This is a genomic window from Nonomuraea mesophila (assembly GCF_004352805.1).
GTDB lineage: Bacteria > Actinomycetota > Actinomycetes > Streptosporangiales > Streptosporangiaceae > Nonomuraea > Nonomuraea longispora.
In genome coordinates this window covers 23,984-38,169 of sequence record NZ_SMLD01000093.1, presented here as the reverse complement: position 1 = coordinate 38,169, position 14,186 = coordinate 23,984, and the positions used below count along the sequence as shown (strand labels likewise).

Below are 14,186 nucleotides of genomic sequence, written 5' to 3'. Positions count from 1 at the left end.
CACCGGAGAACTCCTGCGCGAGCTGACCATCGACCCCGCCCGCGACTACCAACCCCAGGCAAACCCCAACACGACGAAACCCCCGAACCCGTAGGTTCGAGGGTTTCCGATGTCCTGAGACATCACACTGGTGCCCCCGGCAGGATTCGAACCTGCGGCACCCGCTTTAGGAGAGCGTGGGCAAGGTTGCGTGATCACCGGCTTTGAGCTGCAGAGATGGCAGTAGCGGTCCTAGCACCTCACTTGATCATCCCGTACATGTCCCCCATCCGTGTAGCTGGCTTGGCTACCCTGGTTGTCCCGGAAATCAGCGGAATCAGTCGAGCCCGTGAACTAGACGCGCCTGGTTATGGACGTCGTAGGCAAGCTGATGAAGCGAGAGCGAATGATCACGCGCCTCCTGGCTGCCGCCAGACAAGAAGGAGGCCGAAATCCCGATGAGAAGGGCGCTGCCCAGGCAGGCCGAGTCAAGGGTCAATCCCAGCATCTCGGCAGAGATCTCATTTGCATGAAGGATGCCTCTTTGGAAGCTGGCCATGTGGAGGTGGCCGATCGGCGTGCTGTGTGTGACTTGGCTCAAGAGTGAGTACGCCACGTTCAACCAGCCCGGCTCAGGATAGGGCTCACCCATGACCGCTAACATCTTCTCGATGGAAGGCATCGGCTTCCGACCTTTAGAGATGTTGTCGTGGGGAGTGATCACAGTGACGTTGGACGGGAGGGCTAGGAGCCTCTCTGCCTTAGCCCGTGCGACACCGTCTCCGGATAGTTCATCAAGAACCTTCTTGCGCCTGACCCGCTGGTCCTCGAAGAATTGCTTGAATCGGAGCCTGATTTCGTCCTCTGTCCTACCTTCGATCATCCATTTGAATCGTGCGGCCTCTTCGAGGAGCATGCGTGCGGCGAAGACTGCGATTACCGCGCTCCCCGGCTGGTCGTATGTCGACATCACTGCTTGCAACGCGGAGTGAGCACCGCCATAGGTAAGGATGCTGGCCATGTTAGCTGGTTGGTCCTCGTGCCACGGGTCAGCTATCCAGCTTCTTGCTGCCTCGTAGTAGCGTTTCGCTGCATCGATCACCTCGTCGGCCGAGTTGACATCGGGCAAATAATCGTCGGGAGATAGCAAGGCGGCAGGCCGAAGAAGGGGGGTAGGACGCGGCCTGCTGCTTCTGCGGCGCGCCACTGTCCTAGGCACTTTAGGTGTGCGTAGACCGTGAATGACGGTAGCCGCATGGACGACTTCGGTGGTTAACCGCAAGGTCTTATCAAGAAAGGAGTGCTGCGGCACCTCGTTTGGCCAGCTCTCGGGTACAGCTCGGCTGACCCCTATCAATGTAAGCGTGACCCCTACGGCTGCAACCTGCATGTAGAGCGCCTCGTGGTCAGGACGTAGATCGTGACCTATGCCGCCTCCTTCAGTGAAGCTGCTCTGGGTTCCGAGGAGATTGCCATGGCCGGCATGTGAGAGAACCATGACGGCTCCGCGCAATCCGGCGATGTCGAGAAGTCCGCGGGCGGCATCAAGTACTTCGTCCTGAGCCGCATCGATAGGACGGCCCTCGCTGAGGAAGGCGTCAAGAAGCGTCGCCTGGTCCGGGACAGCTGGCGCGCGAAGCCAAGTCTCGGATGCACCGGTAAGATCTGTTACGCCAACTAGCGGCGCAAACCAGCGTGGTAAAATAGGGCAAGAAGCGTCGTTCGACTCGAGTGTCATGCACACACGGTTACGCTCTTCCAGCATACTGCCCAGCAGAGCGACGCGCCTATTCGTCGGATCGTCACCGATCCAGAGCCACCGCAACCCGTCGTCGAAAAGGCTACGTGCAAGGGAGCCGAGTACGGTGCCACCGAAACCGGCACCGATCATTGACTCTGCGCAGTCGTACCGTTGCCGCGCGAACGGGAACGCACATTCTGCTAGGAACTGATCGCCGGGTCCCCAAAAATGAAAATCGACCGGTAATTCGTCGAGATGCAATCGCAGGGCACGAGTGGCAGCGCGCAGATGAAGTGTTTCGGTACTGGATCTCCGTCCGTCCGGACGCGACGCATCGCTGGTGTCTTTCTTGCGCAACTATCATCCCTCCATCGAATTGATGTACTTCGAACCGCGTAGGATGCTGAGGTACTTGACCATCAGCCGCTCGAAGGCGGTGCCGCGCTCGTAGCTCACATCCGAGCTGGCACGCATTGCCTTGATGACGTCGTGCACCGTTGTAGTCGCGGCCACCTGTGCCTCGTCCCATCGCTGATAGACGGTGCGTTCCACGCACTGGAAGGTCCCCATGTCTGCGGGTGCAGAGAACTCTATGGTCCTACCGTTTCCACTGCCATGCCCTGCTCGTGCAAAGCGAGGCCGAACAACCGCCTGTCAACGAGAAACGGAGACTGGACGTCCGCCACGTGGTTCGCCACAGGCCGCAGGGACTTCCCTCGTGAATGCAGAAACCGATTTCAGGCGGCACGCCTCAGGCTATCTGCCGTCTTCTCGTAGGCGATCGGGCTGAGCTGGCCCAGGCGGGGGGTGCCGCCGGACCGTGAAGGACTCGGCCGCCGCGTTGTCGGCGCTGGTACCAACCGCTCCGCGCGAGCAGGTGACACCGAGCCGGCCTGCTGGATGCCTTCATCGCTCACACCGGCCTGCCCATCACCAGTGACGCATCATGAATCCTGGCCTTTCAACCTCTGTACTACCTCAATCCGCATCAAAGTACACAAAATAGTGCATTCCTCAAAATTCATATTTGGGAACCGATGGTGCAAAAAGGATTGTCGGGTTCTTTGTGCAAAGCTTTCTAATGGGCTGAAATTAGCCAATAGTGCTTAATGGACATCTTGTTATAATCGGGACCAGTAGAAGATCGTTTTGGGCATCAGCTGACTCTGCTTAGTTCTTCTCGTTACTCTTTAGCTCTCATTGGCGTCCACCAAGCGTGTGGCTGATCGAGTAGGAGCTTGTCATTAGCATCGATGTCAATCCTCTGCGTTTGTCAAAGCCGCAGGACTCCAGCACATACCTGGCCATGAAGACTGTCCAAGGCGGGCGTGCTGTCTACTCCATTCGAGTTCCGCTCCTCGACCTCCCTACCATCCTCCCCGTCCCCGATCCGAACAACGTCGACAAGGACAACCGGAAGGTCGACCGCCTTCACGCCAAGCAGTTCGGCGAGTATCTCGACAGCAAGCAGGACTGGGTCGCCCCGGCACTCCTGGCTCGTGACAGTGGTGGATGCTCCTTCGAGAAGGTCGATGAGCAGGGCGCTGTAGGCTATCTCGCCGTTCCATGGGCGCTCGGTGGCATCGGCTCCCTGCGCACCATCGATGGCCAGCACCGCGTGCTCGGCGTCTCCATCGAAAAGCAGCGCATCACGGACGCCATCGCTGCCGTAGACCGTGAGATGGCGCGCAGAGTGAGTCCAGAAAAGGAAGCCAAGCTCAAGGCTGAACGCGAAAAGCTCATCGGCCAGATGAACCGGCTGAAGGCTGAGTACGTCGGGCTCGACATCTACGTGGAGCTGGACCCCATCAAGGCGCAGCAGATGTTCGTCGACGTCGCCGACAATGCCAAGGGCATCAGCAGCGCCGTCCGCGCCCGCTTCGACAGCTACAAGGTCGCCAACCGGACACTGTCTGATGTCATCGACCATCCGCTCCTCAAGGGCCGGGTGGACGCCGAGCAAGACCGCATGACCGCGAAGAACCCGAACCTGATGGGCGCCAAGCACGTGGCCGACATCACCCGCGCCGTCATCGCCGGCGCAGGCGGTCGCATCAGCAAGAAGGCAGAGCAAACCTTGACGGACGGGGAAGTGATCGAGCAGGTCAAGGATTTTCTCGACGTCATCTCCAACGCTTTTGTGGATCTCTCCGCCGTCACTGAGGAGGACCTCGAGAAGGAACGTAAGGCCGACGAGCTGACCATGGCTCAGCAGCTGCGTCGCACCTCACTGCTCGGTTCGGTGGGTATGCTGCGCGTACTGGGTGGTGTGTTCCGCGAACTACGCGCGGGCGACAATCCGGTGGAACTCGACGACATCACAGAGTTCTTCAAGCGCCTCGACCCGCACATGGCCGCACCGGTAGCAGAGACCAGCATCTGGCGCACCACCGAGGCGAGTGTCGACTTCGAGCCGAACGCTGCGGCACCCATCATGCGGACACAGAACATCGTCCACTTGGTACGCACCATCACCAACTGGTACAAGAAGGCACCCACCACACTGTAAGTGATCGCAGAACTTCGACAGGCGCCCTTGTTGCCGAGAAGAGGTGCCTGTCGGAGCCCCTGACCGTCCTGGCGGGTTATCGCCACTCAACATCGTGTATAAGAGGGTCCGTCGCGGACCTTCGTGGAGGAGAAGAAGGGCTATCCGCTGTCGCTCAGTGCTCTTCCTCGAAACCGGCTTGGTCGAACTTCAGTGCGTTGCTGTTCTCCGAGACGGTGCGGACTTGGAACTCCGAGAACCCGTGCAGGGCCTCGGCCTCGATCTCGACACGAACCTTCAGGTTGACCCCCGGCGTGGAGGCCAGGTGCTGGAGCACCTCGTCCATCAGCTTCTTGAAGTCCAGGGCGTAGTGCGTCGCATTAAGGGTTTTGCTTCCGAAGAAGTACCTAATGTCGGGTTGCGGTGACGGACCGGGTCCAGGTCCGGGTCCAGGTCCAGGACCGGGCTCAGGTCCAGGTCCAGGTCCAGGTCCAGGACCGGGCCCAGGACCGGGCTCAGGTTCAGGACCGGGCCCGGGGTCAACTGTTTCTCGCTGTCGCTGCGCGAGCGCCACCTCGGACTTGACCAGGAGCATGGAGTCAGTGACCTGGCCTAGGTCACCGTCTGAAGGCAGCTTGAGTCCCTCGTAGCGTTCCCCGTCATAGGACAGAGCGAGAGCGAAGCCTTCCTGCTGCCACAACAGTGGCTGGTCGGCGATGCCACGGGCAAGCACAGACCTGTCCCGCAGTCGTGGCATGTAGGGGTACGTCGTGTACTGACGCCACAGATCGCCGACCTTGACATGACCGTTCTCCCATAGCTTGGGAAGGCGGTTGAGCCAGAGCCAGATCGCCGCGGCCGCCTGCTGGGTTGCTAGCGCTCCATCAGCACCGAGGCGTTTCGATACACGCTCCGCCAGCGACGTTGACTGCCCCTCCGCCTTGGTCTCGGTGATGACAAACGGAGACCCGGGATCAGGCGCTTCGGGCACGAGCGCCCAGTGGTAGGCGCCCAGGAGCCGGGAGTTCACGGTTCCGTGAGCCTGCTGCTTCTTGTCCGTCGCCTGGTTCTTCTGGTTCTGGGTGAGGTCCAGCTCGTCGGCATTGTCCAGTACGTGCGACCACCCGAGATAGTCCCGCACCGCCGACTCCAGCTCCTCCATGCGGTTCACGTCGGCCGCCAGGAAGACCAGCATGTTGCGATGCACCCGGTGCGCAGTCCCGCGGCGGTCGGTCGCGGCCCGGGCGAACTTCTTGGCGGTGGATTCCTGGTCCCCCTTCTTGTGGGTGACCTTGGGGTGCAGGATGACCAGTCGGACCTCGTCGGTGTCGGGAATGTCGCCGTTGTCATCCGGGCAGATGTGTACGGCGGCGAAGTCTCCGCGGCGCTGCGCCTGGTCAGCGAGTCTGCGACGCACCTCGGCCCAGACCTCTTCGACGTGCAGCCGCTCGGCCTGGTCCTTGGCCCGGCGGGTGATGTTGGCCTGCAGGTCGTACCAATACTTTCCCGACCCCGAGTAGAAGCACGTCGCCCGGTCCCCCAGCGCCCCTAGCGCAGAGTGGAAGTTTCCCGGGATGTCGCCTGGGATCGCGGTGCCCAGGAAGACCCGTTGCCGTTCCAGACCCTTGTGCGCCGAGCCGATGGTCGGTGCAGCACCGAAGAAGACAGTCCGGGCCAGACGTTTGGTGACCCGGCGAGCCTGGAGCAGCGGCTTCTCATTGTCAATCTTGGTCGGCTCGGAGTTCGGGCCGTCAACATCGGCGTCGATGACCGCCTTCCAGGAGTCCTGCAGGTACTGCGTGAGCTCTGAGTTAACCGCAGACGTCCCGATCGGGATCGACCCCGGCATGATCAGCGGCCCGCTGTCCTCACCTACCCACAGCGTGTGGATGACGGTGTTCATCAGCCGCAGCACACCGCGGGTGCGCTGGAATCGCTCCAAACTGGACCAGTCCTCGTACAGCCGGTCGAACAGCTCGGGGTGGATGGGGAAGGTGCGCTTGATGCGGTCCTCGTACGCCGTATCGCGGGTCTCACGAGGGAACTCGTCAGCGTGCTTCCGGTAGAAATCGACAAACGCCCGGGCAGTTGCCCCGATCGAGGCGAGCGCCGCCGCATCCGGTGTGACGAAGAGCCGCTGCCGCACGATGTGGTATGCCTCGTCCGACGAGGCTGGCCGCCACTGGTCGGCTACCCGCCGTACGACGTTCTGCAGCCGCTGCAGTGCTTCGAGCCCGCGTCGACCGCCGACCTCCTCAGCGTTGCCGGGGACCACCTCGTTAGGATCCTTGCCTGTCTCCGAGGCCGGGATCGAAATGGCCAGTAAAACCCCGCTGGTTGACTTGGCCGCTTCCGTCAAGGACTGGGCGAAGGTGAACTGGGTGTCGAAGGTGCCGCCGGTAACACCGGCCGCGATCGCCCCATCGGGGTCGTCAGGCAGCTGGCGGGCGTAGGCCACCCATTCGTCGACAAGGATCACCGCCGGGGAGTACGCCGCCAGCAGATCGTGCAGCGCCCGACCTGGGTTGGTGCCGGCCCCGTCAGCGTCGGCGACCATGGCGTACGCCTCCGCACCGCCGAGCTGCCAGGCCAGCTCGCCCCACATCGTTCTCACCACGGTGCCGTCCGGCTTGGTCTCGCCGGTGGGGGCGAAGTGGTTGCCCACCACCGCGACCCGGCGGGCGCCGGTGATCGAGTCGTAGCCCAGAGGGCCTAGCAGTTCTTGGGTGTCCTGCGGGAACGAGCCCAGTGGGGTGCCGTCGGCCAGGTGCCACAGCGCGAGCATCGAGTGGGTTTTGCCACCACCGAAATTGGTCTGCAGGTTGATCACCGGTGAGGCGTTGTCGTCCCCCGACATCCGCCGCACTGCACGCTCGATCAGGTCCCGTAGCCCTTCGGTGAGATAGGTGCGCGTAAAGAACTGGACCGGGTCGGCATAGTCGTTGCCTGCGTGCCCCTGAGCCACCTTGAACAGGTCCGCGGCGAACTCCGAGGCTTGAAAGTTGCCCGTGGCCACGTCGTCGTGCGGCCGCAGTACCTCGCGCCACGGCTTCAAACCAGCGGAGTCGGCCGTTTCTGCGGCGGCCTTTAGAGTTCGGCGGTCGTCCTTGTCTGCGGTCACCCGGCGCAGGTTGAGCCGGATCCTCGCGATCCGGGTCGCGGCGTCGCTAGCGCCGATTGCGGTGGCGAGTCGCTCAGCGGTGTCCAGTGCGCGGTAGGCGTCGTCGTCGCTGAAGGACTTCATGTGCGCCCATGCGTTGCGGACGTCTAGCAGCTCGCCAGCGTACGCCTGGTGGACGCGGCTGAGTTCCCCGCGGAACGGAAACCACCCGCGCTTAAACCGGCTGGTGTAGTTCTGCGACAGCAGCTTGAGCTGAAGCTGGGCGTCACCAGAGTTGTGCTCACGGTCCATCGTGTTGTCGACCGCTGCTATGACATTCACCCATCGGGTCCCCGACGGAAGCTCGGGCTCGACGACCCGGGTGATGAAGGCGTCCAGCGCTGGGGAGAGGAATTCGAACATCTCGCCAATGCGGTCACGGTTGCTTGTCGCCATGTCAGTTCAGTTCCCGTAGGCCTTGAGGGTCATCAGTCGTCGTCCGAGAAGTCAAGTTCACCTTGAAGGTCGCGTGGGGCGCTGCTCCTGGCTGCATCAACCACGTCGCTCCAGGATTGTGCGACGGCGTTGAAGCTGATGGCGTCCTTGGTCCAGCCGTTCTTCTCTGCGATGGAGAACAGCAGGAACGCCAGCTCCTTCACGAGGTCCGGGTCCACCGCCCCGTCCGCACGGCCCTGCGCGGTCGCCAGAAAGGCACCCGCTGCCGGCACGCCCTCCGTCTCGAGGATCCGGATCGTGTGTTGCAGCGCCTCCCAGGTCGAGGTGTGATCGTCGGCTAGGATGTCGTAGTCCACTGAAGTGTCAGCTGGCTTGATCAACTTAACCTGGTTGGCACGGCTGGTCAGGATTCCGTCGCGGTCCATCCGCTCCACCGATGTGTTCCGTGCGCGCGCCAGGTTGTCCGCGTCGCCGAACGTCCCGATGTTGTAGCCGTGCTGGCGATACCACGCAATCGCGAACCGCGTCGTAGGGTCGAAATCCCCCTCCTGCTCACTGAGCACCTGATCGAGGATCTCGTTGATCCGCGCCAGGGCTGAACGGACCGTCATCCTCGAGCCGTCCGGCTCCAGCACCTTCGCGTACCGGCTAAACACCGCCATCCCTGGCCCGATCGCCGCTTGCGGAAGGTCTACGGGGGCAATTGCGCCCTGCTGCAGCTTCCGAAGCGCATCTGGGAGTTCTGACTGCAGGGCAGAGATGAGACCTCGTCGGTCCGTGGTGGAGGCATCATTCCGCCGTGGACGTAGCGCCAACACAATCGACGATGCCAGTGCATTCATTCCGCTCGCCATCATCCGGTTTCCCAGTTCGCTGCGATTCGGCCACGTTGCCGTGATTGCCCAACCGGCGCTAATCATTCCATCCAGGAGGGTCTCCCAACCGGAGGAAGCCGTACCCTCCTCCGACGAGTCCGACTGTTTGAACGCGTACCAGACGATAATCGGGTGGTCGAGATTTGCGCTCTTCCTCGCATTGGCGAAGACATTCCGGAATCCGTCCTCGAAGAACTGCTTGGCGCCTTCCTGCCCTTTGTGCCGATAGGGATTGGCTACTAGCTCTTGAGCTTTGGGAACCAGCATCGTGCTGAGCAGTTGCGGATGGATAGACCTCAGTGAGCGTCGGAGCCAAACGTAGAAAAAATCGGACAGATCTGAGTATCCAATATTGTCATAGTAAGGGGGATCCGTGTGGATCAAAGCGTCTTGATAGTCACGGGTGCTGGCGTCGTCCTGCAATGCGTGGCCCTGAAAACCAACTTTCGGCAGTCGTTCGATCGCCCGAGCCACCCATTCCAGGTCCTCACCGTAGTTGCCAGATGAGGCTCCCAGAACGTTCGCTTCAGCAAAGTCCCACGCCATCGGAATCGCCTGTCGGGCAAAGAGTCCACGCACAGCCTCCATTTTTGGGCTGCTATCCCAAGTACAGACCGCCGTGGATTTGTTGAGTGTCCGACTCAGGGCCATGGCCAAGTAGGATGCCACGGCATCGGCATAAGCTGCGGCACCGCTGCCACCTGGCTCCAGCCTCTCGCCTTCGGCGATGCCGGCCTTGAGTGTGTCATGTAGGACCAGCTGTCGGGCTTCGCCCACGAGGTCACTGAAAGTGGTCAACACGGTCAGCTGACGATTAGTGAAGAGGTCGGTGAACTCAGTGAGTCCATACGTAGGAGCCTTTATGTCACGGGGGTAGAATCCCAGGCTCCCTGCGATAGCCTCTTTTGGTGCTGCAACATTGGCGGCCGAGCAGTGCTCTTGTGTGGGCGCTAGGTAGATGCGCTGCCGAGTGCCCTCAGCCGCAACGGCCATGAGCTGAGCCCCGAGTCGCTTGTTGCGACCCTCTGTGCGGATGTAGTCCAGCGAAGCAGCGGCATCGCAACTGACACATACCGCGCCCCTACGCCCCACTGTGCCGTCGTTCTCGGTTGTTGGCGCATGAATCGGATCGTACCCGATGCCGAATTCTACTCGTAGCCCTGAACGGTATGTTGTGTCAGCAACGACGGTTGGTACGATATACGTTTCCTTGCCCTTTTTCTTGCCCAGCCACCACGTCCGCACCAGCGGTATCTCGATGCCGCAGGCAGGGTTCGGACATGTGACGGTCCGGGCCCAGATCCAAGCGATCACCATGGCCTGCGAACCGTCCGGCAGTTTGGCCTTCGGGTACAGGTGGCCGATCCGCTTCTCGGCTTCGTTCCGCATCCATGCGCCGTACGCCCGAACGTCCGCAGCCAAACCCTCGGCGCCACTCCACGTCCGGATCTCCGAGTCGGCCAGACCTGGGAAGACCGGCGGCCGGTCGCGGAACTTCGGCGGGATTTCGATGAGCGCCTTGTTGATCAGAACCGCCACCGGGTTGAGGTCGGAGGCGTGTGCCTCCAGCCCCAGTCGCTGTGCCTCCAGCGGGATGGTGCCGCCGCCGGCGAACGGGTCGAGGATTGGTGGTGGGCTGCCGTCGCAGGACTTTATGATCTCCGCACGGGCCTCGGCAAGCAGACGCTCATCGCGGACGTTCTCCCACGCCACGAGACGTTCAATGATCTTGTGGAGCCGCTCACGCTCAGCGCGCTGTGCCTCCTCGGTCGGGAACTCGTCCGGACTCGACGACGGATCGTCCACCAGTTGAGCGAACAGGACTGCCCGCGCGGCGGCCAGCGGACGTCGAGCCCACCACAGATGCAGGGTTGAGGGGTGGCCATGGCGGATCGACTTCTCCCGGGCCGACTCGCGGTTGATTGTCTCCAGCGGGAGAGCGACCTCGATCAGCTTGCGCTTCATCAACTTCCTTGAGCTCTCTGGATCAGAAGGGTTCGGTGCCGGCGGTCCAGGTCTTCGACCAACTGGCCCGGATGCCGGTCGCTGCGAGATCGCCGAAGTCGACGCCGGCGAAGGGAGCGGCGACGTACCTGACCTGGTCATGCTCGGGGCCGGCCTTGCTGACGGTCACCAGAGCGAGTCGGTAGTGGGGAACAGCGTTCTTGCCGGTGACGATCTCGTTGTGGGTGACGTAGAAGTCCTCGGCTCCCTCGATGCGCGCCTTGACCTCGATGCGGATCGAGGTGCCGCCGTCGGAGGGGATAGACAGAATGTCGTATCCGGGGTTGTTGAACGCCTGCTCCTGTGGCTCCCGGCCGAGGGCACGCTCGGTGGCGAGCACCAGGTCGACACCGCGCCGTTCGACGACTTTGGTCTCCTTGGCGTGGATGGGGGCGTCCGCTGCGATCTCGGTCTCGACCATAGCAAGTGGCAGCACGAGCGCAGCGGTCATGATACGGGGTGGTTTTGTGGCCAGCTGGGCCTGCTGGTCCAGTAACGCCAAACGGGTCTCCCGGCGAGCCAGAAGGTCCCGAGCCTTGCGCATGAGGCTGTCGGAGCTCTCCTTCGGCTTGGTGCCGGACTGCTCCTTCTCCTGCGCCGCCATGGCCTCGCCAATGAGCCGGTTCGACTCATGCGCCAGTCGCTGGTCGACCCGCGTCCGGGTCCGTTCGACCTCCGCAAGCCGACGAGGTGAGACCTCGGCGAGGTACTCCTTGAGCTGGTGGCCGATGATCCAGGTCCGCGCCTGGGACTCTGCCTCACCGAGCCAGGCGAGTTTCACGGCCGCGGCCACGGCAGAGGTTCGCGGGGCAGCCACGCAGTCAAGGTACGGTGCCGGGCCGGCGGGCGTAACTTGACCAGTGGCATTGACGTAGGCGTAGCCAAACCGCCGGGCGATCGACTCCCCGGTGCCATCGACAAGCTCCTCAACGACACCTACCAGCAGGCTCGGCTCTTCCATCTGCGGGGAGACCAGGACGGTGCCGCGCTCAAGGGTGGGACGGAGCTGGGTGATGGTGAGCTCGGCGACGGCATCGTGGAGCGGATGCCCGGGGGCGAGCAGGTCGGCACGTGGTTTGTCGTCGACGTCGATGCGGTCCAGCTCGAAAGTGACTCGCTCGTAGCGGGTGGCGACGGGGCCGTGCTTGGTGACGGCGCGGATGGCCGCGGGGACGTGGGTGATCTCGTAGCGGCCGCGCTCACGCCTCGCTAGCCGGCCGCCGAGGCGCTGAAAGGCTAGACGGAAGGCCCATTCGATGTAGTGCGGCTGTAGCCGGCGGGCGCGGGCCTCCTCCATGAGCCGCTGCATCTGCACCAGATCGGCGTTTGACATGGCGTCGTGGGTGAGTGCGCGTTCCTCGAGGAGCTCCTTGAGACCCTGTGTGACCGAGTTATCGATGACCTGCTCCATCTTGGCCCTGGTCTCGGGGAGGTCGCCGTACCGGATGGCCTCGATCAGCAACTCACGCAGCGGCGTCTCGTCGAAGGCCGACCCCAGGACGTCGAAGACCTTGCCGCCGTACGCCTTGCGCTGCTCCTCAACCTTCTGCAGCAACCGAGTGAACACTTCGCCCTCGCGGGTATTTGTGGCCACGAGGTTCCACAGGCGGCACACCTCAGTCTGGCCGATGCGGTGAACGCGGCCGAAGCGTTGCTCGATGCGATTAGGGTTCCACGGAAGGTCGTAGTTGACCATCAGGTGTGCGGCCTGGAGGTTGAGTCCTTCGCCGGCTGCATCTGTGGCCAGGAGCACCTGGCAGGCCGGGTTCTTGGTGAACTCTTCGGTGATGACACGTCGGTCGGTACGCCGGACACCACCATGGATGGCTCGTACCGTGTCGGGTTTGCCGAAGAGCGAGCCGATCTTGCGGGCGAGGTAGTCGAGGGTGTCGCGGTGCTCGGTGAAGATGATCAGCTTGCGCGCCTTCTCGGCGTTCGGGTGGATGAGGTCGTTGTCCTCTAGGATCTTGCGCAGCTCGACCCACTTGCGGTCGGTATCGAGGTTGCGGACCCGGCGTGCGACGTGGATAAGCTGGTCGAGGTCAGCCAGTTCGGTGTTGAGCTCCTCGATGGTGCGGGCCGCAGTGGCGGCGTCCAGCAGTTCCTCCTCGACCTGCTCGACCTCTTCGGCGCTGTGCTCATCGTCGTCCCAGTCGCCCGGGTCAATCGGGGCGGGCTCGTCGGCGACACCGCGGCCGTGGATCAGGTCGTCGCGGCGGCGCTTGAGTCGTCCCGCGCGTCGAACCAAGGACTGGTAGATCGCCTCGGGGCTAGAGGCCAGGCGTCGCTGGAGCACCGTGAGCGCGAAGCCAACGGTGTTGCGGCGCTTGTCGTCCAGTCGCGCGGCTCGGTTCATTCCCTCGCGCACGTACTTGGTGACGCGCTCGTAGAGGTCCTGCTCGTCCTCGGTGAGCTCGTAGGGCACAGTCTGGGCGATGCGTTCAGGGAAGAGGGGCTTGCCTTCAAAAGTGAGCAGGTCCTCCTTGACCATGCGTCGCATGAGCCCGGTGGTGTCCGAATTGTGTACACCGGCCTTGAACTTGCCCTCGAAGCCGTCGCGCTCGAGCAAGGTGAGGAAGAGCTGGAAGTCCTCCTCCTTGCCCGCGTGAGGGGTGGCCGTCATCAGCAGCAGATGCCGGGTGCGGTCGCGCAGGCTCTCGCCGAGCTGGAAGCGTCGGGTCTTGTTCAGCTTGCCGCCGAAGTAGTGCGCGCCCATCCGATGAGCCTCGTCCACGATGACTAGGTCAAACTCGGCGTCGTCGAGCTGGCCAGCCAGATCCTCGTTGCGCGCTAGCTGATCCATTCGTGCGATGAGCAGCGGGTACTGCTCGAACACGCTCACCCCGAACGCGACATCGACCATGGCGGGGGCAAGGATGTCGAAGCGCAGGCCGAACTTGAAGAAGAGCTCGTCCTGCCACTGGTCGACCAACCCACCCGGGGCCACGATCAGACAGCGCTTCACGTCGTCGCGCAGCAGGAGCTCCTTGACGTACAGCCCGGCCATGATCGTCTTTCCGGCACCCGGGTCATCCGCTAGGAGGAAGCGCAGCGGCGTGCGGTCAAGCATTTCGCCGTACACAGCGCGGATCTGGTGGGGCAACGGCTGTACGTCACTGGTGGTTACGGCCAGCATGGGGTCGAACAGGCCGGCCAAGGAGATCCGCTGTGCTTCGGCGACCAGCCTGAACTCCCCGGCATCAGCGTCGAACGGCCGGCTGCCTACATCGGAAAAGCTCAGCTTGGCCTCGTCGGCCCGAAAGAGCACTTGCTGGCCCAGCCCTCCATTGAGGGTCTTGTATGTCAGCTCCAAAGCGTCGGAGCCGTGCCACTGTGCGGCGACCACCGAGACCGTCTCACCGGGCACTATTCCGGCCACCCGGGCACCGGACGAGAGATCCTCAAGCCTCACCGACTACCTCCAAATCGCCTGTTCTGCAGGCTTTGACGAGGATTTGGGCTCCGACATACGAACGAGCAGGACGTCGGCACTAGTTGTGTCTTGGAAGGTTCCATTCCTCGTTGCGAATGGGCGCTCTGCAT

The 14,186-nt window shown here is 62.7% G+C and carries 6 protein-coding genes and 1 tRNA gene; 1 reads left to right on the top strand and 6 read right to left on the bottom strand.

From position 1 onward, the window contains the following. Positions 1 to 128: 128 nt before the first annotated feature. The 3 genes from E1295_RS49045 to E1295_RS29365 form a co-directional block, all read right to left on the bottom strand. Positions 129 to 210: transfer RNA gene (locus E1295_RS49045), tRNA-Arg, on the bottom strand. Positions 211 to 316: 106 nt separating this feature from the next. Next, positions 317 to 2,077: a hypothetical protein gene (locus E1295_RS29370; RefSeq protein ID WP_132634809.1), complete on the bottom strand. Its 1,761-nt coding sequence runs from the start codon at positions 2,075 to 2,077 to the stop codon at positions 317 to 319. Positions 2,078 to 2,080: 3 nt separating this feature from the next. Continuing rightward, positions 2,081 to 2,272, bottom strand: a complete 192-nt coding sequence (locus E1295_RS29365) for a hypothetical protein (RefSeq protein ID WP_132634807.1) — start codon at positions 2,270 to 2,272, stop codon at positions 2,081 to 2,083. Positions 2,273 to 3,026: 754 nt separating this feature from the next. On the opposite strand from E1295_RS29365, the gene E1295_RS29360 reads away from it, so the two are divergent. Then, positions 3,027 to 4,229: a DNA sulfur modification protein DndB gene (locus E1295_RS29360; protein ID WP_246080485.1), complete on the top strand. Its 1,203-nt coding sequence runs from the start codon at positions 3,027 to 3,029 to the stop codon at positions 4,227 to 4,229. Positions 4,230 to 4,383: 154 nt separating this feature from the next. Here the strand turns inward: E1295_RS29360 and E1295_RS29355 are convergent, their stop codons facing one another. Genes E1295_RS29355 through E1295_RS29345 form a run of 3 tightly spaced genes read right to left on the bottom strand, consistent with a single transcriptional unit; the run spans position 4,384 to position 14,055 of the window. Further along, positions 4,384 to 7,764, bottom strand: a complete 3,381-nt coding sequence (locus E1295_RS29355) for a Swt1 family HEPN domain-containing protein (protein WP_132634803.1) — start codon at positions 7,762 to 7,764, stop codon at positions 4,384 to 4,386. 32 nt (positions 7,765 to 7,796) lie between these two features. Then, a complete protein-coding gene (locus E1295_RS29350; RefSeq protein ID WP_132634801.1) occupies positions 7,797 to 10,604 on the bottom strand; it encodes a DUF1156 domain-containing protein in 2,808 nt (935 codons plus the stop codon). Between the two features lie 22 nt (positions 10,605 to 10,626). Continuing rightward, the gene (locus E1295_RS29345) at positions 10,627 to 14,055 is read right to left on the bottom strand and encodes a helicase-related protein (protein ID WP_132634799.1); all 3,429 of its coding nucleotides are present in this window, start codon (positions 14,053 to 14,055) and stop codon (positions 10,627 to 10,629) included. Positions 14,056 to 14,186 lie beyond the last annotated feature (131 nt).